This is a genomic window from Epibacterium sp. MM17-32, from assembly GCF_022348205.1.
Taxonomy (GTDB): Bacteria; Pseudomonadota; Alphaproteobacteria; order Rhodobacterales; family Rhodobacteraceae; genus Epibacterium.
In genome coordinates this window covers 54,559-77,074 of the sequence record NZ_JAKRFC010000009.1, presented here as the reverse complement: position 1 = coordinate 77,074, position 22,516 = coordinate 54,559, and the positions used below count along the sequence as shown (strand labels likewise).

General features: G+C 63.5%; 20 protein-coding genes. 8 read left to right on the top strand and 12 right to left on the bottom strand.

Annotated features, from left to right (window positions below; translation table 11 throughout):
• Positions 1 to 8: 8 nt before the first annotated feature.
• Positions 9 to 1,448 (bottom strand): MORN repeat-containing protein, encoded by a 1,440-nt coding sequence (locus MHM88_RS15520; protein ID WP_239367299.1) that lies wholly within the window; start codon positions 1,446 to 1,448, stop codon positions 9 to 11.
• A gap of 168 nt (positions 1,449 to 1,616) precedes the next feature.
• Here MHM88_RS15520 and MHM88_RS15515 point away from each other — a divergent pair, with 168 nt between their 5' ends.
• Positions 1,617 to 3,275 (top strand): NAD+ synthase, encoded by a 1,659-nt coding sequence (locus MHM88_RS15515; RefSeq protein ID WP_239367297.1) that lies wholly within the window; start codon positions 1,617 to 1,619, stop codon positions 3,273 to 3,275.
• Positions 3,276 to 3,412: 137 nt separating this feature from the next.
• Complete coding sequence (locus tag MHM88_RS15510; RefSeq protein ID WP_239367295.1) at positions 3,413 to 4,726, top strand: FAD-binding oxidoreductase; 1,314 nt, start codon at positions 3,413 to 3,415, stop codon at positions 4,724 to 4,726.
• Here MHM88_RS15510 and MHM88_RS15505 read toward each other — a convergent pair.
• Entirely contained in the window at positions 4,711 to 5,649 is a 939-nt protein-coding gene (locus tag MHM88_RS15505; RefSeq protein ID WP_239367293.1) for an MBL fold metallo-hydrolase, read from the bottom strand. The two genes, MHM88_RS15510 and MHM88_RS15505, sit on opposite strands and share 16 nt — an antisense overlap.
• 229 nt (positions 5,650 to 5,878) lie before the next feature.
• On the opposite strand from MHM88_RS15505, the gene gltX reads away from it, so the two are divergent.
• Complete coding sequence (gltX, locus tag MHM88_RS15500) at positions 5,879 to 7,204, top strand: glutamate--tRNA ligase (RefSeq protein WP_239367291.1); 1,326 nt, start codon at positions 5,879 to 5,881, stop codon at positions 7,202 to 7,204.
• A gap of 60 nt (positions 7,205 to 7,264) precedes the next feature.
• On the opposite strand, the gene MHM88_RS15495 is transcribed toward gltX, so the two are convergent.
• Positions 7,265 to 8,452 carry a DUF2254 domain-containing protein gene (locus tag MHM88_RS15495; RefSeq protein ID WP_239367289.1) on the bottom strand — a complete coding sequence of 396 codons (1,188 nt, stop codon included), beginning with the start codon at positions 8,450 to 8,452 and terminating at the stop codon, positions 7,265 to 7,267.
• A complete protein-coding gene (locus MHM88_RS15490; protein ID WP_239367288.1) occupies positions 8,449 to 9,015 on the bottom strand; it encodes a gamma-glutamylcyclotransferase family protein in 567 nt (188 codons plus the stop codon). Before MHM88_RS15490 ends, MHM88_RS15495 begins: the two co-directional genes overlap by 4 nt.
• A gap of 103 nt (positions 9,016 to 9,118) precedes the next feature.
• On the opposite strand from MHM88_RS15490, the gene MHM88_RS15485 reads away from it, so the two are divergent.
• Positions 9,119 to 9,586, top strand: coding sequence for an Rrf2 family transcriptional regulator (locus MHM88_RS15485; protein WP_239367286.1), 468 nt, complete (start codon positions 9,119 to 9,121; stop codon positions 9,584 to 9,586).
• Between the two features lie 12 nt (positions 9,587 to 9,598).
• Here the strand turns inward: MHM88_RS15485 and MHM88_RS15480 are convergent, their stop codons facing one another.
• Together MHM88_RS15480 and MHM88_RS15475 are read right to left on the bottom strand one after the other, a co-directional pair.
• Entirely contained in the window at positions 9,599 to 12,139 is a 2,541-nt protein-coding gene (locus MHM88_RS15480; RefSeq protein WP_239367284.1) for an ABC transporter permease, read from the bottom strand.
• Positions 12,136 to 12,840 carry an ABC transporter ATP-binding protein gene (locus MHM88_RS15475; protein ID WP_239367282.1) on the bottom strand — a complete coding sequence of 235 codons (705 nt, stop codon included), beginning with the start codon at positions 12,838 to 12,840 and terminating at the stop codon, positions 12,136 to 12,138. Before MHM88_RS15475 ends, MHM88_RS15480 begins: the two co-directional genes overlap by 4 nt.
• Positions 12,841 to 12,891: 51 nt before the next feature.
• Here MHM88_RS15475 and MHM88_RS15470 point away from each other — a divergent pair, with 51 nt between their 5' ends.
• Complete coding sequence (locus MHM88_RS15470) at positions 12,892 to 13,569, top strand: arylesterase (RefSeq protein ID WP_239367280.1); 678 nt, start codon at positions 12,892 to 12,894, stop codon at positions 13,567 to 13,569.
• 101 nt (positions 13,570 to 13,670) lie between these two features.
• Here MHM88_RS15470 and MHM88_RS15465 read toward each other — a convergent pair whose 3' ends face one another.
• Positions 13,671 to 13,886, bottom strand: a complete 216-nt coding sequence (locus MHM88_RS15465) for a hypothetical protein (RefSeq protein ID WP_239322821.1) — start codon at positions 13,884 to 13,886, stop codon at positions 13,671 to 13,673.
• A gap of 194 nt (positions 13,887 to 14,080) precedes the next feature.
• A complete protein-coding gene (locus tag MHM88_RS15460; RefSeq protein ID WP_239367278.1) occupies positions 14,081 to 14,314 on the bottom strand; it encodes a hypothetical protein in 234 nt (77 codons plus the stop codon).
• Between the two features lie 236 nt (positions 14,315 to 14,550).
• Between MHM88_RS15460 and ettA the strand changes: the two genes are divergently transcribed.
• The 3 genes from ettA (at position 14,551) to MHM88_RS15445 (ending at position 17,490) form a co-directional block, all read left to right on the top strand.
• Positions 14,551 to 16,218 (top strand): energy-dependent translational throttle protein EttA, encoded by a 1,668-nt coding sequence (ettA, locus tag MHM88_RS15455; protein ID WP_239322823.1) that lies wholly within the window; start codon positions 14,551 to 14,553, stop codon positions 16,216 to 16,218.
• 40 nt (positions 16,219 to 16,258) lie between these two features.
• Positions 16,259 to 16,798 (top strand): hypothetical protein, encoded by a 540-nt coding sequence (locus MHM88_RS15450; protein WP_239367276.1) that lies wholly within the window; start codon positions 16,259 to 16,261, stop codon positions 16,796 to 16,798.
• A gap of 269 nt (positions 16,799 to 17,067) precedes the next feature.
• Positions 17,068 to 17,490, top strand: coding sequence for a tellurite resistance TerB family protein (locus MHM88_RS15445; protein WP_239367274.1), 423 nt, complete (start codon positions 17,068 to 17,070; stop codon positions 17,488 to 17,490).
• A 117-nt stretch (positions 17,491 to 17,607) separates the two neighbouring features.
• Here MHM88_RS15445 and MHM88_RS15440 read toward each other — a convergent pair whose 3' ends face one another.
• From MHM88_RS15440 to dacB, 4 genes are all read right to left on the bottom strand, one after another.
• Complete coding sequence (locus MHM88_RS15440; protein WP_239322826.1) at positions 17,608 to 18,870, bottom strand: ABC transporter permease subunit; 1,263 nt, start codon at positions 18,868 to 18,870, stop codon at positions 17,608 to 17,610.
• Positions 18,867 to 19,673, bottom strand: coding sequence for an ABC transporter ATP-binding protein (locus MHM88_RS15435; protein WP_239322827.1), 807 nt, complete (start codon positions 19,671 to 19,673; stop codon positions 18,867 to 18,869). Before MHM88_RS15435 ends, MHM88_RS15440 begins: the two co-directional genes overlap by 4 nt.
• Before the next feature lie 88 nt (positions 19,674 to 19,761).
• A complete protein-coding gene (locus tag MHM88_RS15430) occupies positions 19,762 to 20,754 on the bottom strand; it encodes an ABC transporter substrate-binding protein (RefSeq protein WP_239322828.1) in 993 nt (330 codons plus the stop codon).
• 246 nt (positions 20,755 to 21,000) lie between these two features.
• Positions 21,001 to 22,485, bottom strand: coding sequence for a D-alanyl-D-alanine carboxypeptidase/D-alanyl-D-alanine-endopeptidase (gene dacB / locus MHM88_RS15425; protein ID WP_239367272.1), 1,485 nt, complete (start codon positions 22,483 to 22,485; stop codon positions 21,001 to 21,003).
• Between the last annotated feature and the right edge of the window lie 31 nt (positions 22,486 to 22,516).

Below are 22,516 nucleotides of genomic sequence, written 5' to 3'. Positions count from 1 at the left end.
CTGGCGGGTTAGTTGCCGTCGTCCTCGGCCGCGTCCTCAGCCGGGGTTGTCAACGCGCCATTGTCCCATGTGCCCGAAGCCTCCTGCCCGGAGGCGTAACGCATGGTGCCCGGCCCCTGCCGTTTGGAGTTCACAAAGCTGCCCTCGTAGACATCGCCATTGGCATAGGTGGCCGTGCCCTCACCGCTGATCTTGCCGTCGACCCAGTCGCCTTCATAGCTGAAGCCATCGACCATGGTGATCTTGCCGGTGCCATGGCGCTGACCGTTCTCGAATTGCCCTTCGTAGACCGATCCATCCGCATAGGTGACCGTGGCCTCCCCATGGCGCAGACCGTCCTTCCAGCCGCCCTCATAGCGATAGCCGTCGGGGTAGGTCATGGTGCCCTGGCCATCGTTCTTGGCGTTCTTGAAGCTGCCCTCGTAGGTGACGCCATTGGGGTAAGTCGCCAGCCCGTCGCCCTCGATCACGCCGGCCACCCATTCGCCCTCGTAGGTGGAGCCGTCGGGATAGGTGATTTTGCCGGTGCCATGGGCCAGGTCATCGCGGAATTCGCCCTCGTAGACCGATCCATCCGGGTAGGTGACCTTGCCGGTGCCCTCGATCTGGCCGGCCTGCCACAGGCCGGTGTAGACATAGCCATCGGTGCCGGTGAACGTGCCTTCGCCCTGGCGCAGATCGTCTTCGAACATGCCCTCGTAGACATCGCCGTTGGCATAGGTCAGCTTGCCCTTGCCCACCCGGCGCCCGTTCACCAGCGGACCTTCGTAGACGTCGCCGTTGGGCTGGGTCAGCGTGCCGTTGCCGTTCATCTGGTCGTCGGCCCATTCGCCGTCGTATTTGAGACCGTCGGGCATCACCAGCGTGCCGAGACCGTCGAGTTTGCCGTCCTTGACGCCGCCCTGGTAGGTGGCGCCGTTGGGGTAGGTGATCTTGCCCAGACCTTCCTTGCGGCCCTCGACCCAATCGCCCTCGTAGGTATAGCCACCGGGGTTCTGCATGGTGCCGCGGCCATGGTGCTGCGCATTGACGAAATCGCCCTCGTAGCGCACGCCATTGGCATAGACGGCGACGCCATGGCCATTGATGACCCCATCTTGCCATTCACCCTCGTAGGTGCCGCCGTCGGCAAAGGTGATCTTGCCGATGCCTTCGGGTTTGCCCTTGGCGAATTCGCCCTCGTAGACGGACCCGTTGGGAAAGCGCGCAACCCCCTGGCCGCGGATCTCGCCTTCGACCCATTGGCCGCTGTATTCGTACCCGTTCGGCAGCGTGTAGGTGCCCTGACCATGTTGCAGCCCGCCCTTGAACTCGCCTTCATAGACGCCGCCGATCTCGTCCTGGGTGGTCAGAACCTGATCCTCCTGCGCGAAGCCGGGGAGGGGCGCGCCCGCCGTCGCCAGCGCAAGCAGGGAGGTCAATACGATAGTGGAGCCGATGCGGGTCATGGAAACCTCAGTTGCCTCAGTGAATTGCGAGAGCTGCCTGTCATGGGGTGCTTGCCCGGAACTTATGCCAGCGGGGATGATGTCGCAACGGTTTTGCCCCATTGGTCTTTTCCTTCGGCGGGGATCTGATACATGGCGGGGGAGGATATGCATTCAAGGACCCGGACGATGGCTGACAGGTTTCGCATCACGCTTGCGCAATTGAACCCGACGGTGGGGGATCTGGCCGGCAATGCCGCCAAGGCGCTGGACGCCTGGCAGACGGGGCGCGACGCCGGGGCTGACCTGGTGGCGCTGCCGGAGATGTTCATCACCGGCTACAATACGCAGGATCTGGTGATGAAACCGGCCTTTCATCAGGCCGCGATTGCCGAGGTCGAGACACTGGCCGCGGCCACGGCAGAGGGTCCGGCGCTGGCGATCGGCAGCCCCTGGGTCGAAGGGGGCAAGCTGTATAACGCTTATCTGATCCTCAAGGGCGGCAAGATCGCGTCCAAATGCCTGAAACACCACCTGCCGAATGAAACGGTGTTTGACGAGGTGCGGATTTTTGATGCCGGGCCGTTGGGCGGGCCATACTCCGTTGGCAACACCCGTATCGGCAGCCCGATCTGCGAGGACGGCTGGCATGAGGATGTCGCCGAGACGCTGGAAGAAACCGGTGCCGAGTTCCTGCTGATCCCCAATGGTTCGCCCTATTATCGCGGCAAGATGGAAACCCGCTACAACCACATGGTGGCCCGCGCGGTCGAGACCGGCCTGCCGGTGATCTACCTCAACATGGTGGGCGGTCAGGACGATCAGGTCTTTGACGGTGGGACATTTGCGCTCAATCCGCATGGCGCATTGGCGGTTCAGATGCCGGTCTTTGACGAATGCATCGCGCAGCTCGATCTGGAGCGCACCGCCGATGGCTGGCGCATCAAGGAGGGCGAGAAGGCGCATCTGCCGGACGCGTGGGAGCAGGACTATCGCACCATGGTGCTGTCCTTGCGCGATTACATGGGCAAGACCGGGTTCAAGAAAGCGCTGCTGGGCCTCTCGGGCGGTGTGGACTCTGCCATCGTGGCCGCCATCGCGGTCGATGCGCTGGGCGCGGAGAACGTGCGCTGTGTCATGCTGCCCTCGGAATATACCTCCAGGGACTCGCTGGAGGATGCCGAGGCAGTCGCCAAGGCGCTGGGCGTGCACTACGACTATGTGCCGATTTCCGAGGGGCGCGAAGCGATCACCAACACGCTTGCACCGCTCTTTGCCGGGCGTGACGCGGACCTCACCGAAGAAAACATCCAGTCCCGCCTGCGCGGTCTGTTGTTGATGGCGATGTCCAACAAATTTGGCGAGATGCTGCTGACCACCGGCAATAAATCCGAGGTCGCGGTGGGCTACGCCACCATCTACGGCGATATGAACGGTGGCTATAACCCGATCAAGGATCTCTACAAGACACGGGTCTTTGAAACCTGCCGCTGGCGCAACGCCAATCACCGCGACTGGATGATGGGGCCGGAGGGCGAGGTGATCCGCCCCAACGTCATCGACAAGCCCCCCTCAGCCGAGTTGCGCGAAGACCAGAAGGACAGCGATTCCCTGCCGGACTATCCCGAGCTTGATGCGATTCTCGATATTCTTGTGGATCAGGACGGATCGATCGCGGATTGCGTCGCCGCGGGCTTTGATCGCGACGTGGCAAAACGGGTCGAGCACCTGCTTTATATCAGCGAATACAAACGCTTTCAGTCCGCACCCGGTGCCCGCCTGACCAAACGCGCCTTCTGGCTTGATCGGCGCTACCCGATTGTCAATCGCTGGCGTGACCCGAACTGAAAAACGCGGCGGCATCGTTCTGAAACAGGAGGGTTCCGGCCCTGATTGAGGCCGGAAGAACACAGGCCGCAGGAACTGGTCCCAAGTGCCTCATGCGCGGCTGGACCCGCTCTTTGCCCACGGACTAGAACTGCCCCATGCCCGGACCTCAGCTGCCTCATTTCAATTCGGACCGCGCGCTGCCAAACGCGGTTGATGTCGTCGTGATCGGCGGTGGCATCGTAGGTGCGTCCACGGCGCTGGAACTGGCCGAACGGGGCCATTCGGTGCTGTTGTGCGAAAAGGGCCAGATCGCGGGCGAACAAAGCTCGCGCAATTGGGGCTGGGTGCGCATGTCGCAGCGCGACCCTCGCGAAATGGCGCTGATGACCCATTCCCAGCGCATCTGGGAAGGGCTGGACGAACGCACCGGCTACGCCACGGGCTATACCAAATGCGGCATCATGTTCACCGCAGGCAGCCGCAAGCGCGAGGCGGAGTTGCTGGCCTGGGCGGAACATCTGAAGGCGATCGGCGGCGAAGGGCATATGCTGCGCGGCGATGCGTTGGAGGCGCTGACACCGGGTTATGGCCATCGGTTGCGCGCGGGCTTTCACACGCCGCAGGACGGCTGCGCCGAACCGCAGATGGCGACGCATGCGATTGCCTCTGCTGCGCGCGACAAGGGCGCCGTGGTGGTCACCGGCTGTGCCGTGCGCCGGCTGGACGTGGAAGCCGGGCGCATCCGTGGCGTGCTGACCGAGAAGGGCCGCGTCACCGCAACGGCCGTGGTGGTTGCGGGCGGGGCCTGGTCGCGTCTGTTCCTGCGCAACGAGGGCATCTTCCTGCCGCAACTCAAGGTGCTCAATTCCGTGATGCGGCTGTCGCCGGTCGAAGGTGTCCCTGAAACCGCGCTTTGGGCGGCGGGCTTTGGGCTGCGCAAACGCGCCGATGGCGGCTACACCGTTGCCTCGGGCGGCGAGAACACCTTTGACATCGTGCCCGACACGTTCCGCATCGGTCACCGCTTCATTCCGGCCTTTCTGCAGGATGTCACCGCCCTGCGGTTCCGCCTGTCCAACCGCTGGGGCATCGAGACCCGCGAGGCCCGCCCCTGGACCGGGCAGGATCGCACCCCGTTTGAGGAAACCCGCGTGCTTGATCCGCAGCCCTCGCAAAAGGCCCTGCGCCGTGGGCTTGCGGCGGTGCGCGATGCCTTCCCGGCGCTGGAAAAGGCCGATGTCACCCAAAGCTGGGGGGGCCTGATTGATGTGACCCCGGATGAAATTCCGGTGATCTCCGAGGTGCAGGCCCGCCCCGGCCTGTTTGTCTCCACGGGCTACAGCGGGCACGGCTTCGGCCTTGGTCCCGGTGCCGGGCGGCTCACTGCGGATCTGGTGACGGGGGACGCGCCCATTGTGGACCCGCGCCCCTTCCGTCTCAGCCGCTTCGGGTCTTACCCCATCATCTGATAGCTGACCGGCACAAACCTGAACCCGTCGCCCCGCGTCTCCACATAGCCCGCAGCCGGGAACGGCATATGGTAGCCGATCATCGGCGTGCGACTGTCCGCCAGCATCGAAAGCACCCGCCGCCGCGTTGCCGAGGCCGCATCCTTGTCGGTGTCAAAGCTGGTCTGCCATTCGGGATGGGCAAAGGGGAACACATAGTGATTGGCCAGATCCGCCGTCAGCAGCAGTTGCTGCCCGCCGCTCTCGATCATGTAGACCATATGCCCCGGCGTATGCCCAAAGGCCGCCATGCCGGTCACGCCCGAGGCCACCGCGCCGCCATCCTCGATAAAACTCATCTTCTCGGCCTGCGGCGCAACCTTGGCCCGCACCCGATCCGCGCCGCCATTGTCCTCGGGCAACCCGGTCCAGTGGTCGTATTCCGCCGCCGCCGTCACATAGCGCGCATTGGCAAAAGTGGCCGCGCCGCTGTCATCCGTCATGCCGCCGATGTGGTCGCCATGCATATGAGTCAGCACCACCACATCGATCTCGTCAGGTGTCACACCCGCATCCGCCAGCGCCGAGGTAATGCCGCCCGCGTTGAGGCCGGTATCAAACAGGATTTTCTCTGACCCTGTATCGACCAGCGTCGGGGTGAAATAGAACTGCGCGCTGATGTCGGAGATGAAATTCTCCTGAGCGACCTCTGCAAACGCTTCATCCGAGGCCCCGCCGCCAAAGATATCTTTCACCCCATCGCGCCCGGTGCTGCCCGCAAGCAGGCTGTGCACGGTATAATCGCCAACCTTGAAGGCGCGGGCATGCAAGGGTTTCATGGCACCCCCTTCGCCAGCGGCCTTCACGGGCGCAGCAACACTGGCGGCAATCGGGGCGGCGGCGGCACCGGCCAGCGCGGCACGGCGGGATAGCTTTACTGTCATCCTCTTGGTCTCCCTGTTGATTGATATGATCCAAGCCTAGCGCGCCAGCCCGCAAAGTCCCCTGAAGCCCGATCACGAATGCGTGGGAGCACCACACCGCCTTCAACTTCTCCCAAATATCCCCGCCGGAGGCCGCGCCCCGGCAGGGGCGCTCTTGGCGGCGAGAGAGACGCGAAAACTGGACAATTCCGCGCGCCTGTGACAGAGCAACCCCAACAGGAGATATGCGATGACCACCACCCGTTTTGCGCCGTCGCCCACCGGCTATATCCACGTGGGCAACCTGCGCACCGCCTTGATGAACTATCTGATCGCCCGCAAGGCTGGCGGCACCTTCATCCTGCGCATCGATGACACCGATCCCGAACGCTCGAAAGAAGAATACGTCGACGCGATCAAGCAGGATCTCGAATGGCTCGGCCTCACCTGGGACAAGGTCGAACGCCAGTCCGAGCGGCTCGACCGTTATGCTGAGGCCGCCGACAAGCTGCGCGAGATCAACCGGTTCTACGAGGCCTTCGAGACCCCGACCGAACTCGACCTCAAGCGCAAGAAACAGCTCAACATGGGCAAGCCGCCGGTCTATGACCGCGCCGCACTGGCGCTGTCGGATGCGGAAAAGGACGCCCTGCGCGCCGAGCGTGGCAATGGTGTGTGGCGCTTCAAGCTCGACCACGAGCGCATCGAATGGACCGACGGCATTCTTGGCGATATCTCCATTGATGCGGCGTCTGTCTCGGACCCGGTGCTGATCCGCGGTGACGGGCAGGTGCTCTATACCATCGCCTCGGTGGTGGATGACACCGACATGGGCGTCACCCATGTGGTGCGCGGCTCTGACCATGTGACCAATACCGCGACCCAGATCCAGATCATGGGGGCCCTTGGCTTTGGTCACCCGGAATTTGCGCACCACTCGCTCCTGACCGGACCGCAAGGGGAGGCGCTTTCGAAACGCCTCGGCACGCTGGCGCTGCGCGATCTGCGTGAGGCGGGCGTGAAGCCGATGGCGCTTCTGTCGCTGATGGCGCGTCTGGGGTCGTCTGATCCGGTGGAATTGCGTACCGATATGGCAGAGCTGATCGAGGGCTTTGACATCAACCGGTTCGGCTCTGCTCCGACCAAGTTCGACGCCGAAGACCTCTACCCGCTGACCGCGCGCTACCTGCAAACCCTGCCGGTGGAGACCGTCAAGGCAGAGCTGGATGCCATCGGGGTGCCAGCGGACAAGCAGGAGGCCTTCTGGGCGGTCGCAAAGGAAAACATCACCACGCTCAAGGATCTTGAGGGCTGGTGGATCCTGTGCCGCGACGGGGCGGAGCCGTTGATTGCCGACGAGGACAAGGAATTTATCGCCGAGGCGATGACCCTGCTGCCCGAAGGCCCCTATGATTCCGAAAGCTGGGGCAAATGGACCGCCGCCGTGAAGGAAAAGACCGGCCGCAAGGGCAAAAGTCTGTTCATGCCGCTGCGCAAGGCCGTAACCGGCATGGAACGCGGCCCCGACATGTCGGCTCTGCTGGCCTTGATGCAGACCGTGCGCGCGCGCGACTGAGCCGGGAAACACCGACGGATAAGACCGGGCAGGGCACAGGCTCTGCCCGTTTTTTATGGGCTATGCCGCGCCGAAATAGCCGCGGCGCATCTCACCGGCGGCCCGGGTCATCGCGTCATTGGGGTGATGCTCCAGCGTCTTGAGGGCGGATTCCATCCAGTCCATGACCTCCGGTGCAGCATCCTCGGCACAGCGGGCGATGGGCGGAAAGCTCGCTTTCAGCAGTGATGCGGCGGTGACCGGCGGCAGGTGGATCTGCGGAAACCTCGCGTCCGCCTTGGCGGTTTCGGTGTCTTCGGGCAGGGTTTCCCACAACAGGCGTTCGATGCGGCCCATGACTTCGATCGCGGTGCCGGGGTCGTTGATCCCCGGCGACAGGGCGCGCTGTGCGGTTTCGGCCAGCAGGGTCAGGCCAAAGGTCGGGTCCTGTTCGAAACTGCGGACATCGCCGATGTCTATGAGGCCGCTTGCGGCGTCACAAAAGGCGTCATCCGCCCCCTCAGCCACCGCGACGGGGCGACCGCGCAAGACAAATTCGCCGGGCAGGCGGGTCAGGTAGAGCGTGACGCCCGCCTCCTCGGCCCGTGTGTTCAGCGCAGCCATGTCGACAAAGCGCACAAAGCCGCTTCGGGCGGCGGCAATGGGACGTGCATCTGACGGCGGCTCGGTCTTGCCACAACAGCCGCCAAGACAGGGCGTGTCCTTGCGGGCCCGAAGACTGGTGCGGGTGCGGGTCTCGATCAGGCGCAGCGTGTGATCCATGCTGCCCAGATCCGACAGGTGATCGATCCAGCGCAGAATGGCGATCACGATCAGCACCACCACCAGCACCGTCATCACAAACACCACAAAGGCAGCGCCCGGCGGATAGATCTTCGCCCGAAACAGGATGATCGCGCTTAAGGAATAGACAAAGCCGCCGGTAAAGGTCGCCAGCACGCTCTGGGTGACTGTGTCTTCCAGCAGCAGCCGGTAAACCCGCGGCGTCGCCATGGAGGAGGCGGTGCGATAGGCGCTGACCATGACGTTCAGCGAAAACGTCGTCACCGCCAGCATGCCGGAGGCCAGGATCGTCAGCACCGGCAGCACCGCTTCGCGGCCAAAGCGGTCTTCCCATTCTTGCGGCAGCACAGGGGCCAGCAGCGGAGCCAGGGCCAGTGCCAGCAGAGAGAACAGCGAAATCGCAACCACCCGGAACCACAGCTGGCGCGTGATGCGCCGCAGCAGCAGGAGGCTGCGCGAGATCATGCGCTGCCCGCCATGATCCGTGCGCCTGCATCTGCAATCAGCCCGTCGTGAAACGCCTGCTCTGCGGGGGACATCTCCTGGTGGCGCGGATAGCGCGGGGTGGCGCGGTCATCGAGGATCGGCGTGTCCCAGCCATCGGTCGTCGCCATGAAGGCGCGCGCGCCGCCTTCGCCAAAGACTTGCGTATAGCCCCGCAGCACCACATCCAGATAGCTGAGCAGGATGGCCTGACCGGCGGTGTTGTCCTGCGTGTCCTCCGGCACCTGATAGAGCGAGATCTGCGGTGCGGGCATCATGTCATGGGCCACCTGGGCCGACACATCCACCCGCACGTAGCCGGTTTCCCGCTCGTCGAGCGCGGCCCAGTCGCCATTCGGCACGGCAGCCAGCAACCCTTCGATCACGTGACCCGCCGCCGGGCGGACGCTGAGAAAGGCCAATGGGCGGTCCGGGGTCTGCACCCAGGTGCGGCGCCAGCCCTCCAGCCGGGCGGGACGGGTGTTGCCGTAGATGTGGGTGGCGGTGTTCACGAGGCTGCCGAAGCCGAAGAAATGCGGGGTCATGGGGCCTTGTCGTTTTCTGAGCGAGCTTTGATGTATGTCAAACCGCTTTTTGTCCTGATTTGCAACAGTGGGCCATCATCCCCAATGGGAGAGGGCCCCTGTCATGCGTATCACAAAGAGAACCAATATCGCGGTCCGTCTGCTGATGTACTGCGCCCTCAATGAGGGGCGCCTGGTTACAAAATCCGAAATCGCGGAGCGCTGCAACATCTCGGAGAACCATCTGGCGCAGGTGGTCAACCAGCTGAGCCAGCTTGGGTTTCTGAACACTCAGCGCGGGCGCAATGGCGGGCTTGCGCTCAGCCGCTCCGCCACCGACATCTGCATTGGCGATGTGTTCCGGCAGGTCGAGGGCGGTCTGCCGATGGTGGAGTGCTTTGCCGATGTCGACAACACCTGCCCGCTGGTCGATGCCTGCCGGTTGCGCGATGCGCTCACCCGCGCGGGGGAGGCCTTTTACGGCGCGCTCGACGGGGTCACATTGGAAAGCCTGACCTGCGATAACTTTGATCTGCAACGCATTCTGACACCTGTGTCCTGTCCAGGGCCAGCGGTGGCCGCGCACGCCTAGAGGGCTGCGCCCCTAGTCGCGCGCGCGCAGCACCCGGGCGGGCCGGGCGGCCAGCGGGCGCAGCGCATAGGCCAGCCCGGCAAAGAGCGTTACTAATATGCCGCCGCCGATCACCCCAAGCGCATTGGGCCAGATCACCACATAGTCGGTCTCCAGTACAAAATGGCTCACCGACCATGCGCCAAGGATGCCCGCCAACAGCGCCACACTCCCCGCCGCCGCGCCCAGCAGGGCCGAGCGCAGCGCAAAGCTGCGCAGGATCTGACCGCGCGGCGCGCCAAGCGTTTTCAAGAGTGCCGCCTCGTAGCGCCGCGCAGGTTCCGCCGCGGCCGCCGTGCCCAACAGAACCAGAAACCCGGTGAACAAGGTCGCCGCCGCGCCATAGGCGGTGGCGGTGGCCAGCTGGCCGAGGATTTCGGACACGCGGTTGATCGCGTCGCGCACCCGGATTGCGGTGATATTGGGCATGGCGCGGGCCACGTCGCGCAGGATTGCCGCCTCGGCCTCCTCTTCGGCATAGACGCTGGCGATATAACTATGCGGCGCGCCGCGCAAGGCGGCCTCGTTCATGGTCAGCACAAACCCCATGCCCGCGTTGGAAAAATCCACCTCGCGGAAGCTGGTGATGGTGCCGGTGATGTCGCGGCCCAACACATTGATGGTCATGCTATCGCCGAGCTTCAGGCCCATTTCCTCCGCCTCTTCGGCGGCAAAGGAGATCTGCGGCTCCCCATTGTAATCCTCGGGCCACCATGTGCCTGCGGTCACTTTGGTGCTTGCGGGTTTGGCAGCCGCATAGGTCACGCCGCGATCCCCCCGGATCACCCAATGATCGCCCGCGACCTCCTTGGCCGGGCGGTCATTGATACGGGTGATGATGCCGCGCAGCATCGGCGCATTGTCGACCTTGCTGACCTGTGGGTCCCCCTCGACGCGCTCCAGAAAGGCGGGCATCTGGTCGCGTTGAATATCGACAAAGAAATAGGAGGGCGCGACATCCGGCAGGTTGCCCGCAATGGCGCGGCGCATGTTGCCGTCGATCTGGCCAATCGCGGCCAGCACCGTGAGGCCAAGCCCCAGCGCCAGAACCGCCGGCATTGCGCCCTCGCGGGTCGAAGAGATGGACGCCAGCGCCCAGCGCAGGGCCGGTCGCCCCCGTGCCACCCGGTTGCCCATCCGCGCCAGCGCGCCGATGGCGGCCCCGGCAATCAGCAGCACGATGAGCGCGCCGATCAACCCGCCCGCAGTCCAGAGCGCCAGCCGGGGAGAGCCACTAAAAAACGCCGCAGCCGCGATCAGCAGGCCCAGCGTCGCAAGTGTCGCGAGGATGTACCGTGGCGCGGGCCAATGGAGTGTCCCGCCCACCGCATCCCGGTAGAGCGCCGCCGCCCGGATGCGTTCCGCCCGCGCAAGGGGCCAGAGGGTGAACAGCAATGCGGTCAAAACACCGTAAAGGGCCGATTCCGTCAGCGCGCCGGGATAGACCGAGAACACCGCCGGAAAGGGCAGTTGCGCCGCGATCAATGGCCCCAGCACCAGCGGGCCAAGTCCGCCGAGCAGCAACCCGAGGGCAATCCCGCATAGCGACAGCACACCGATTTGCAGAAAATAGGTCAGAAAGATCACCCGCCGTTCGGCTCCGAGGGTGCGCAGGGTGGCGATGGTCTCTGTTTTGGTCGCGAGGTACGCGCGCACCGCCGTTGAGACCCCGACGCCCCCGACCGCCAGACCAGAGAGGCCGACCAGCACCAGAAACGCGCCCAGACGTTCGACAAAACGCGCAATTCCCGGCGCGCCGTTGCGGGCATCGCGCCAGCGCATGCCGCTGTCCTCAAATCGTGCGCGGGCGTCCTGTTCCAGCGCCTGCAAGTCAGCCTCGGGGGGGAGGGTCAGGCGGTATTTGGTGGAATAGAGCGTTCCCGGCGCCAAAAGGCCCGATTGCGCCAAGGCGTCGGTGTGCACCAATGTGCGCGGCCCGATGGAAAACCCGGACCCGGCGGCATCCGGCTCCCACGCGAGGAGGCCGCTCAGGCGGAACTCCTGCGTGCCGAGCCGAAACCCGTCGCCCTCGCTCAGGCCCAGCCGGTCAGCCAGCACCTTTTCCATCACCGCGCCGGGGCGGCCATCGACCTCAGCCAGTGCCGCGTGCAGGGGCTGGCCCGAGGTCAGGCGGACCTCACCGCGCAGAGGGTAGGCGGTATCCACCGATTTTACCTGGGTCAGCGCGCGTTCTTCCCCCACCACGGCCATGGAGCGAAACTCAACCACCTCGGAGCGATCACGGGCGATCTTGTCCATCCAAGCGGATTCATCCTCGGAAGCAAAGCGATAGGTGAATGTCAGTTCCGCATCGCCCCCCAAGAGACTCGCGCCCTCGCGCGCAAGCCCCGCCTCGATCGACGCCCGGATGGAGCCGATGGCGGCTATGACACCGACACCCAGCGCAAGACAGGCGAGAAACAGACGGAAGCCGCGCAGGCCGCCGCGCAACTCGCGCAGGGCAAAGCGCCACGCAAGTCGAAGCTGGCTCGGAGCCGCTGTCTCAGCGCTCATTCCGCCGCCTCACGCTGGGCGCTTGTCAGGATGCGACCATCGCGCAAATGTACGGTACGGTCGCAGCGCTCGGCCAGCTCAGGCGCATGCGTCACCATCACCAGCGTGGAGCCATGCCGGTCGCGCAGGTCAAACAGCAGATCCATCACCTGTGCACCATTGGCCTGATCGAGATTGCCTGTGGGTTCGTCCGCCAGGAGGATCTCGGGCCGCGTCACCACCGCACGGGCCAGCGCCACCCGCTGTTGTTCGCCGCCGGACATCTGCGCGGGCATATGATCGCAACGATGGCCCAGCCCCACGGCCTTCAGTTCCTCGCGGGCGCGGTCAAACGCATCACGCGCGCCAGCCAGTTCCAACGGTGTGGCGACATTTTCCAACGCCGTCATCGTCGGTATCAGGTGAAAGCTCTGAAACACCACCCCCATATGGGCGCGGCGGAACCGGGCCAGGGCGTCCTCACTCAGCTGAGTCAGATCCTCGCCCATGGCGCGCACGCTGCCGCCGGTGGCCTGCTCCAGCCCACCCATCACCATCAGGAGCGAGGACTTCCCGGACCCCGATGGCCCCACCAGCGCCAACGTCTCGCCCGCCTCCACATCCAGAGTGATCTCTTCGAGGATACGCACCGGGCCGGTATTGCCATTGAGCGACAAATGCACATCTTGCAGCGTAAGAACGGGGCGGGCGTCGTTGCTCATTCGGGGCTACCTGTCTTTTTGATCTCAAATGGATATGGAGTGTCTGAGGCCATGCGCAAGTTTCTAGGGCAAATTGCAGCGAGTTTCGCCACGATCCTGGCTTTGACGCAATTCGCCTGGGCAGAGCCGATCCGGCTGACCGCCTTTGGCGACAGTCTTGTGCAGGGATACGGGCTGGCGCAGGAGGATGGTTTTGTGCCGCAGCTCGAAGCGTGGCTGCGCGATCAGGGGCATGCGGTGAGCGTGAGCAATGCCGGCGTGTCCGGCGACACCACAACCGGCGGAGCCGCGCGCATCGACTGGTCGCTGGCGGATGACCCGGATGGGGTGATCGTGCTTCTGGGGGGCAATGACCTGTTGCGGGGGCTGCCACCGCAGGAGACCCGCGCCAACCTGGCGCAGATCATCACGGCGTCACGGTCTGCCGGGGCAGAGGTCCTGCTGATCGGGATGCAGGCCCCCGGGAATTATGGCGCAGACTACAAAGAGGACTTTGATCGCATCTATCCGGAGCTGGCCGCCGCGCATGACGTTGTGCTGCATCCGTCGGCTTTTGCCGGCATCATGTCAGAAACGGACGGGGATCCCTCCCGCATCGCTGAGTTCCTGCAAGCCGACGGTATTCATCCAAACGCGCGCGGGGTGGCGCTCAACGTTGCGGCACTCGGGCCCAAGGTGCTGGACTTGATCCGGCGGATCAACGCGTCCGACAACGGCGTAGATGGCTGATGTTGCGGCCCCTGTCGGGCGTGCAACACTGGCGCGCGACCGCATGCGCGCCGCGCCCAGATCGCCGCGTTTTGCGCTGCCCGCGGCGGGTGTGGTGCGGCCTAGCCGACGACGGTTCTCTGGTCTTCCGCGGGAGAGCAGTCTGATCGGTGATCCTGCAGCACATAGCCAATGCAGATCACGCTGAGGGTCCCGAAGGCCCCCGCCCCGGAATAGATCAGGAGGCAAGTCCACAGCGGAAGGGAAAGCGCAAAAAAGGAAATGCCGGCGGTGACCAGCCCGGCAATCATCCCGAATAAGAAACCCGAAAAGGCCATCTGACCGAAGTCCTCCCTATCTGGCGTCCAGAAACAGAGAAAACCGCAATCCGGTTAAGGTCTTGCAGTGTTTCTCCTCGGCTGCACAGAAGCCTTACCAATTTCGGCTTAATAAATTTTTAACATACCTACCGCCGGCGCCAAAGCGCAAATATTTTGCAGATTGGAGCGCGGTTTGCCCCGGATATCCCGGCCTAGACGTGAACCAGCGCTGCTTCGGCCTCGTCCGGTTCGGGCTCGGGGGCAGCGGATGTGCCGCGCACCCACTGGCACAGACCAACGATCCCGGTCACCAGCAGGGTGGTGACGCAGCCGCTCAGCATGTAGATCAACAGGCAGAGCCAGACCGGTGCGCCAAAGGCCAGCCCGGCTGTCACGGCCAGTACGCCACTTGTGATGATCGCAATCAAGACTGCTGCCACAATCATGGTTCACCTCCTGGTGTCATCCCCTCGGGGATGATCCGAGTCTCTCCCCAGGGAATTATTGGCAGAGGATTATGGTCAGAATATGGAAGTTTTTGCGGCAGGTAAACCTTAGGTTGTGGATGCTGACGAAACCGGCGGAGAATGACCGGTGGTGATCGAATGGCAGCGATTGCTCCTGACCGGCGCACAGGTTATCACCTCTGCCAACCTCATTCCCCTAATGACGGAGCAATCCCATGGCCTCCTACCAGTACGTTTACCACATGCAGGGCGTCTCCAAGACTTACCCGGGTGGCAAGAAATGCTTTGAGAACATCCATCTGTCCTTCCTGCCCGGCGTGAAAATCGGTGTCGTCGGCGTCAACGGCGCCGGTAAATCGACCCTGATGAAGATCATGGCCGGCCTCGACAAGGACTTCACCGGCGAGGCCTGGGCGGCCGAGGGCGCCAAGGTTGGCTACCTGCCGCAGGAGCCGCAGCTCGACGAGAGCCTCAGCGTGCGTGAAAACGTGATGCTGGGCGTGGCCGAGAAAAAGGCCAAGGTCGACCGCTTCAACCAGATCGCGGTGGAAATGGCGGAAAACTACTCCGACGAGCTGATGGAAGAGATGACCGCGCTGCAAGACGCCATCGATTCCGAGAACCTCTGGGATCTCGACAGTCAGGTCGACGTCTCCATGGAGGCGCTGCGCTGCCCGCCGGATGATGCGGCGATCAAGGATCTTTCGGGCGGTGAAAAACGCCGTGTGGCGCTGTGCAAACTGCTGCTTGAAGCGCCCGACATGCTGCTGCTCGACGAACCGACCAACCACCTGGACGCAGAAACCATCGCCTGGCTGCAACAGCACCTGATCGACTACAAGGGCACCATCCTCTGCGTCACCCACGACCGCTATTTCCTCGACGATATCACCGGCTGGATTTTGGAGCTCGACCGGGGGCGCGGCATTCCCTACGAGGGCAACTATTCCAGCTGGCTGGAGCAAAAGGCCAAACGTCTGGAGCAGGAAGCCCGCGAGGACAAGGCCAAGCAGAAAACGCTGGAACGCGAACTCGAATGGATGCGTCAGGGTCAAAAGGCCCGTCAGGCCAAATCCAAGGCCCGTATCGCCGCCTATAACGAGATGGCCAGCACCTCTGAGCGGGAAAAGGTCGGCCGCGCCCAGATCGTCATCCCCAATGGCCCGCGCCTTGGCGGCAAGGTGATCGAGGTCGAAAACCTCGCCAAACACTACGGCGACAAGCAGCTGGTCGAAGGGCTGTCCTTCTCGCTGCCGCCAGGTGGCATCGTCGGCGTGATCGGCCCCAACGGCGCCGGTAAATCGACGCTGTTCCGGATGCTCACCGGCCAGGAACAGCCCGATGAGGGCTCCGTCACCTATGGCGACACGGTGAAGCTCTCTTATGTTGACCAGTCCCGTGATGACCTCAACGACAATGACACGGTCTGGGAAGCGATTTCCGGCGGCGCCGAGATCATTGAGCTGGGCGATGCGCAGGTCAATTCGCGCGCCTATTGTTCCTCGTTCAACTTCAAGGGCGGCGACCAGCAGAAGAAGCTGAACCTCCTGTCCGGTGGTGAGCGCAACCGCGTCCACATGGCGCGCCTTCTGAAGGAAGGCGGCAACGTCTTGCTGCTCGACGAGCCGACCAACGACCTCGACGTCGAGACCCTGCGCGCGCTTGAGGATGCGCTGGTCGATTTTGCGGGCTGCGCGGTGGTGATCTCGCACGACCGTTTCTTCCTCGACCGGATCTGTACCCACATCCTCGCCTTTGAAGGCGACGCGCATGTGGAGTGGTTCGAGGGCAACTTCGAGGACTATGAGGAAGACAAGAAACGCCGTCTGGGCCCGGACGCATTGGAGCCCAAGCGCCTGAAGCACAAAAAGTTCGTGCGGTAATTTTATGAACTTCGGGGGATTTGATAGTCGGAGCGAACTGTTGAATTCAGTTAGCCATGACAGTCAATCCCTCGATAACCTCATCGCCATGGCAAATCTGGGTCGGGCCTTCAGCGCGATTTCCGTTTTTGAAGATTCGGTCGCAACGACCATCTCAATTTCGAAAACAGAAATCGCGATGAAGCTTGATTTAGATGAAGCTGATGCAGTCGAGCTATTCGCTTCTAGAAACGGTTCCATTCGGCGTGCCCCTCTCGGCATCCTAATGAAAGCTATAAGGAAGAGTGGGATCGAAGGGCGCGACATTACTTATTTGAATGCTATCGTCGATCTTCGCAACGACTTTATACATCGTCTTATGGAGCAAGTACTTTTACCAGGTGACTGGGAACGCTTCGGCTACAGTCTGGAGCAGTTTTCAGCATATACAAGCTATGTTAGCAGACACATTGGGTTCGCTACCTATTCCTTTTCGAGAATTATGCTAAAGCACGGTCTAGTGAGAGGTAGTACCGGCAGTTTTGGTGCTTTGCTGTACCATCCTGACTTTCCGTTTGAAGATGGTTATGAGGAATACTGATAACATCTGCAAACATCAGGCCCGTGCTTGACCTTGGGAAGGTGCAAAGCGCCTTCCCTAGGGGAAGGTCAGGCGCGGGCCGTGCGGCTTTGCCTTACGGCCCTGGGCCATAACGAAAGGCTTGGCTCTGCAATTACCGATCCCGGTGGCCGGCTGAGGCGTCGCTGCCCTTGGCACGCGGAAATCCTCCGGCGGCGGGTTTCGTCGTTGAACGCGGCGCGGCGGGTCCATATGGTTCCCGCACGGACGACAGACAAAGGACGCTCCAGATGACAGAAGAGACCATCCAGTTGCTGACCCCGCAGGACTGCCTCGTGGCGGTAATGGTGGCGGTGTCGGCGTCGGACGAGGACATCCGAACCGCCGAGCTGGTCAAGATCCAGAATGCGGTCAACATGTTGCCGATCTTTGCCGAGTATGACGCCGACCGTATTCCGGCGGTGTCGCGGACCGTCTTTGATCTCTTTGAACAGGAGGACGGGCTGGATGCGTTGTTCGGCCTGGTTCGCGATATTCTGCCCGAACGCCTGTTTGAGACCTGCTATGCGCTGGCCTGCGACGTGGCGGCGGCGGATGGGACGCTCAACGACAACGAACTGCGCCTCTTGGAAGAGATCCGCTATGAGCTGAACGTGGAGCGCCTGCATGCGGCGGCCATCGAACGCGGCTCGCGGGCGCGCCATATGGTCTAGGAACTGCCCCGGCGCAGGGGGAAAGATCTCTGGTCGCGACACTGACCGGATCACTGCAAAGGGCGGCCCGCATCGGGACCGCCCCTTTTTGATGCTGTAGCTGTCTGGTGTCCGGCCTCAGCTGCGCCCCTTCCACGGCACCAGGATGTCCTCGGCCTTGCGCATCAGGATGTCGATGCCGTAGCCGATGACGCCGATCAGGATGATTCCCATGATGACGATATCGGTCAGCTGGAACTTGGAGGCGGCGATGATCATCATGCCGGCGCCTTTTTGCGCGGCCACAAGCTCTGCCGCCACCACGGTGCCCCAGCAGACCCCCATCGCCACTCGCGCGCCGGTGAAGATCTCCGGCAGCGAGTTGGGCACGATCACATGCCGCAGGATCTGCGCCTTGGACGCGCCGAGGGAATAGGCCGCGTGCACCTTGGTGATATTGACCCCGGACACGCCGGCACGGGCGGCGATGGTCATGATCCAGAGTGCGGCCAGGAACAGCAGCACGATCTTGCCCGACTCCCAGATGCCGAACCAGATTATGACCAGCGGGATCAGCGCCAAGGGGGGCACCGGGCGCATGAACTCGACGATCGGATCGAACCAGCCGCGCACCCAGGAGCTGAGCCCCATGGCGTAGCCGAGAGGAATGCCCACCAGCGCGCCGAGGGCAAACCCCGCCAGAACCCGCAGCAGCGACCAGCCGAGGTGCTCCCAGAGGGTAAAGTTCTGATAGCCCTCGGAGGCGATCTCGATGAAACGCGCCACCACCGCTTCGGGGCTCGGCATCCAGATCGGCTCCATCTGAAACCCCTTGTCGGGGGCAAAGTTCAGCGCGCCGCGGCGGGACATGGTGACCGTGCCGTTGGGCACCGAGACCGTGTCCCCCGGTTGCAGCGGCTGGCCCTCGACCGCGGTGACGGTGACATCATCGCCATCGTTGTTGGCGGCCTTTATCAGCACCGAGCGCCAGGCGGCGACCTTGTCGGCGTCGTCCTGGGCAAATCCGCTGCGCGGCGTGACCTCCGGCAGCTCGGCATCCGCGCCGAAGTCATGCACCCGCACATGCACGGTGGCCTCGGCGGTTTCGCCATCCGGGGCGGTTGCCGTGTAGGTGAAACTGGTCTCGCCCCGGAATGGCCCCGGCACATGTACCGGCACCAGCCTGGAGCCGGTGAACGCGCCCCAGATCAGGAAGATCACCAGGATCGAGATCACCGAGGCCGCCCGGTTGGGGGTGATCGCGCTTTCATCGCCGAAGGTCACCGTCTTCAGGCTGGTGAAATTGACCCCGTTGCGGCGGCGCTCCTGGATTGCGTTGACGATGAAATAGGTGACGGTGAACAGGGCCACATAGGCCAGCAGGATCAGAAGGCCGGTCATGCCGCGCTCTCCGTCCGGCCCATGATTTCCTCTTCCATCTCCCAGATCATCGACAGGATCTCGTCCCGGGTTTCCGCAAAGCCCGGCTGTTTCTTCACCTCGCGCAGGTCCATGTTCACCCCCTGATCGGCAAAGGGCAGGCGGTATTCCTTGTGGATGCGGCCGGGGCGCGGGGCCATCACCAGCAGGCGTTCGCCCAGCAGCAGCGCCTCCTCGACCGAGTGGGTGATCAGGATCACGGTCTTGCCGCTTTCCTTCCAGAGCTTCAGCACCAGTGCCTGCATCTTCTCCCGGGTGAGCGCATCGAGTGCGCCCAGCGGTTCGTCCATCAGGATCACATCCGGGTCATTGGCCAGGCAGCGCGCCAGGGCCACCCGTTGCTGCATGCCGCCCGATAGCTCATACACCGCCTTTTCGCCGAAATCCTGCAATCCGACGGTGTCCAGCAACTGATCGCAGATCTCGGTGCGACCCGCCGGCGGCATGCCCTTCATGCGCGGGCCGAATTCGACATTTTCACGCACGCTCATCCACTCGAACAGGGCGCCCTGCTGGAACACCATGCCGCGTTCCGGGGCAGGGCCCTTGACCTCGTGGTCATTCATGCGCACCGCGCCCTCGGTGGGGGCAAGGAAGCCTGCGACAATGTTCAAAAGCGTGGTCTTGCCACAGCCCGAGGGGCCAAGGACGGACATGATCTCGCCCTTGCCGATTTCGATGGAAACATCTTTCAACGCCTGGATGTGCGAACCGTTGGGCAAGTCAAATCGCATCGACAGGCGGTCGATATGGAGGCCGTCCATGGGCTGCTCCTGCTGTTAGGTGTGGATGGGGTGGGCCGGTGTGGCATCCGCAGATGCACGCCGGCCCCAAAGGCGATGCGCGCCCGGTCTATTCGGCAACCGCCGAAAGGAAGCTGGCGTCGACCGCAGAATCGTAGGTATCGAGGGCCTGCGGAATCGATCCCGCCTCGGCAAAGACGCCAGCGACGCCGATCATGAACTCCTGCACACCGCCACCAAGCCATTTGTCGCTCAGGGCCTCGTCCGTCGACGGGAAGGTGAAGGTGGCGATGGTGGCTTCGGTATCCGCCAGATCCATGCCCGCGTCCTTGGCGATCACTTCGAGCATCTTGTCCTTGTTGGTGCCGGCGTTCCACATGGCGTTGGCCTCTGCTGTCACCTTCAGGAAGGCGGACATCAGCTCGGCCTCTTCGGCGGCGAAATCTGACGGGGCGGAAATCACGTCAAACACCAGAATGCCCGCAGCCTCTTTTTCTGCGCCCGTCATCAGCACGTTGCCGTGTTCCTTCATGCGGCGCAGGGCACCGCCCCAGCCACAGACCATGTCGAGCGATCCCTGGGCAAAGGCGGCGGCCCCTTCCGGCGGCGCCATGTCGACGATTTCCATGGTCGAGAGGTCGACGTCGAAATGCTCCATCTGTTTCAGGAAGCCGAAATGCGCAGCGGTGCCGATCGGAACGCCGACGCGCTTGCCTTCCAGTTCCTTGGCGGTGGAGGCATCGATCTCCAGCGTGTCGGCGACCACGCAGTTGTCATTTTCGGAATAGCTGACGGCAACGTCGGTGATCACCAGATCCTGACCGGCGGAGGCCGCAACCACAAACGGGGGCAGGCCCTGACTGACGGCGATCTGGACGTCGCCGGAGGCCATCGCGGCCGACATTGCGGTGCCGGTGTCAAAGGACACCCAGTTGATGCCGACGCCCAGCTCCTCTTCATAGGTGCCCATGGCTTTGGCGTATTGGAACGGCATCGGCCATTCGAGGAAATAGGCGACGGTGATGTCCTCTGCGGCAGCAGCCGAGCCCAGCATCAGGGCGAGCGCGGCGGATGTGGCGCTGAGTTTGGTCTTAAGAGACATGGGGTTCCTCCGTGTTGAACCGGTTCGCGAGTGTGTCGCGTATGTGGGAGGTCGCTTTCTTTGCGAATTTTTATGCGGACCTTCGCAAATGGTTACGATCCATGTCCTCGCTGACAACTGTCACGAGTGCACTGGCCCCACCAAAACTGGATTCTGGGCTTATCCGGAGGGGTGGTCTGCCCCGGAAACCGGCAAACTGGTCTTATCCGGGGGTGCGGGCGCCGAGATTGGGGCCGCTGGGGGCGGTCAACTGCCGTAAACCTGCCCCCAGCGCGCCAGCAATGCCTGCTGTAACCGTTTGGCGCGCCGGTTCCAGCTGCGGCCGCCCGCCGGACGTTCGCGTTCTGCACGGCTGATGCGGGAGCGCGCCGACAGATCGGCGGAGAAAATCGCAAACGCCAGCTCGCGCCCGTCCTCGGCAGTGACAAACCCGCCCAGCCCGGAGACGAAATTCAGCGTGCCGGTCTTGGCGGCGATCTGCACCGGATGGGTCTTCATCGGGCGCCCCTTGGCGTCCTGGAGGTAGATCCGTTTCAGCAGCGGTTTCAGCGCCCCGTCGCGATGGGCCAGGACCAGTGCGCGCAGCATGTCATTGGCGCTGAGCCGCGACTGATCGCCGAGGCCGGAATGATCCACCAGACGACAGGACTGCATGCCGAGGTTCGCGGTGGCCCAGCTGCTCATGCTGCGCCCCGAGGCCGCAAGCGAGCCCGGTCGCCCGTCCCGTTGCAGGCTTGCGCTCATGCCGATCATCTCGGCCATCAGGTTGTTGGAGTACTTCAGCATGCCCTTCAGCAGCACTGGCAGCGGGTCGCTCTGATGCTGGGCGATCAGGCTGCCGGAGGGCATCCGTGCCACCTGCCTGGGGTTGGGCAGGGCGATGCCATGGGAACGGGCGAGGGTCTGGAACACGTCGCCGGCATAGAGCGCGGGATTGCGCACCGGTAACCAGCGCGCCCCGCCATTGCCAAGCGCGCCGCTGGCCACCGTCCAGTGATCGACGCCGGATTTGTCCTGATAGGTGTAGACCGGCAGATCCCGCCGCACCACGGCCATCTTGGAGGTGAACACCTCCGGGCGGTATTTCTGGGTGCGGGCGTCCATGCTGACGGCCCAGCTGCCGCCGGCACGTTTCCATTCGAAATGGACGCGGTTGAAGTTGAGGGCAATGCCGCTGACGGCGGGGCTGTAGCCCACATGATCCGGTTGACCGGGATCGATGGATTTGACGAAGGGCAGCATGCCGTCCCAGACCAGAAACCGCCCCGAGACCTGACGCAGGCCCGCGGCCTTCATGCCTGCGGCGAGGTCGGCCAGCCCGTCGGTGCTGAGGGTCGGATCACCGCCCCCCACCAGCACCAGATCGCCCTGCAAGACGCCGTTCTGCACCGGGCCGGTTGCAATCAGCCGGGTGCGGAACCTGTGGCCGGCGCCCAGCGTATCGAGGGCATAGAGCGCCGTGACCACCTTTGCGACGCTTGCCGGTGGCAGACCGCGGTCACCGTCGGCGCTCTCCAGCACCTGACCGTTCCGGGCATCGGCAACGGCGCAGACCACCTCGCCCGAGAGGCCGGCGTTCTTGAGGATCGCCTCCAGCCCGTCGCGCCCGGGGCTCAGCGGGTTGAGGCCGCGCATCCGGGGGCGCGGGGTGTAGCTGGGGGCATTGGCAAGCGCGGAGCTGGAGCCAAGCGTGGCAAGGGCGGTGGTTATGAAACGGCGACGTGAGATCATGTTGCGTATTTTGAATCAAATTCCCTGCCAT

Excerpts from the sequence above, each read along its gene's own strand:
- MHM88_RS15480 (WP_239367284.1), bottom strand. The coding sequence starts at position 12,139 with ATGAGCGCTGAGACAGCGGCTCCGAGCCAGCTTCGACTTGCGTGGCGC.
- MHM88_RS15460 (WP_239367278.1), bottom strand. The coding sequence starts at position 14,314 with ATGATTGTGGCAGCAGTCTTGATTGCGATCATCACAAGTGGCGTACTG.
- MHM88_RS15430 (WP_239322828.1), bottom strand. The coding sequence starts at position 20,754 with ATGTCTCTTAAGACCAAACTCAGCGCCACATCCGCCGCGCTCGCCCTG.
- dacB (WP_239367272.1), bottom strand. The coding sequence starts at position 22,485 with ATGATCTCACGTCGCCGTTTCATAACCACCGCCCTTGCCACGCTTGGC.
- ettA (WP_239322823.1), top strand. The coding sequence starts at position 14,551 with ATGGCCTCCTACCAGTACGTTTACCACATGCAGGGCGTCTCCAAGACT.
- MHM88_RS15440 (WP_239322826.1), bottom strand. The coding sequence starts at position 18,870 with ATGACCGGCCTTCTGATCCTGCTGGCCTATGTGGCCCTGTTCACCGTC.
- MHM88_RS15445 (WP_239367274.1), top strand. The coding sequence starts at position 17,068 with ATGACAGAAGAGACCATCCAGTTGCTGACCCCGCAGGACTGCCTCGTG.
- MHM88_RS15510 (WP_239367295.1), top strand. The coding sequence starts at position 3,413 with ATGCCCGGACCTCAGCTGCCTCATTTCAATTCGGACCGCGCGCTGCCA.
- MHM88_RS15470 (WP_239367280.1), top strand. The coding sequence starts at position 12,892 with ATGCGCAAGTTTCTAGGGCAAATTGCAGCGAGTTTCGCCACGATCCTG.
- MHM88_RS15485 (WP_239367286.1), top strand. The coding sequence starts at position 9,119 with ATGCGTATCACAAAGAGAACCAATATCGCGGTCCGTCTGCTGATGTAC.
- MHM88_RS15490 (WP_239367288.1), bottom strand. The coding sequence starts at position 9,015 with ATGACCCCGCATTTCTTCGGCTTCGGCAGCCTCGTGAACACCGCCACC.
- MHM88_RS15515 (WP_239367297.1), top strand. The coding sequence starts at position 1,617 with ATGGCTGACAGGTTTCGCATCACGCTTGCGCAATTGAACCCGACGGTG.
- MHM88_RS15505 (WP_239367293.1), bottom strand. The coding sequence starts at position 5,649 with ATGACAGTAAAGCTATCCCGCCGTGCCGCGCTGGCCGGTGCCGCCGCC.
- MHM88_RS15475 (WP_239367282.1), bottom strand. The coding sequence starts at position 12,840 with ATGAGCAACGACGCCCGCCCCGTTCTTACGCTGCAAGATGTGCATTTG.
- MHM88_RS15435 (WP_239322827.1), bottom strand. The coding sequence starts at position 19,673 with ATGGACGGCCTCCATATCGACCGCCTGTCGATGCGATTTGACTTGCCC.
- MHM88_RS15465 (WP_239322821.1), bottom strand. The coding sequence starts at position 13,886 with ATGGCCTTTTCGGGTTTCTTATTCGGGATGATTGCCGGGCTGGTCACC.
- MHM88_RS15520 (WP_239367299.1), bottom strand. The coding sequence starts at position 1,448 with ATGACCCGCATCGGCTCCACTATCGTATTGACCTCCCTGCTTGCGCTG.
- MHM88_RS15495 (WP_239367289.1), bottom strand. The coding sequence starts at position 8,452 with ATGATCTCGCGCAGCCTCCTGCTGCTGCGGCGCATCACGCGCCAGCTG.
- gltX (WP_239367291.1), top strand. The coding sequence starts at position 5,879 with ATGACCACCACCCGTTTTGCGCCGTCGCCCACCGGCTATATCCACGTG.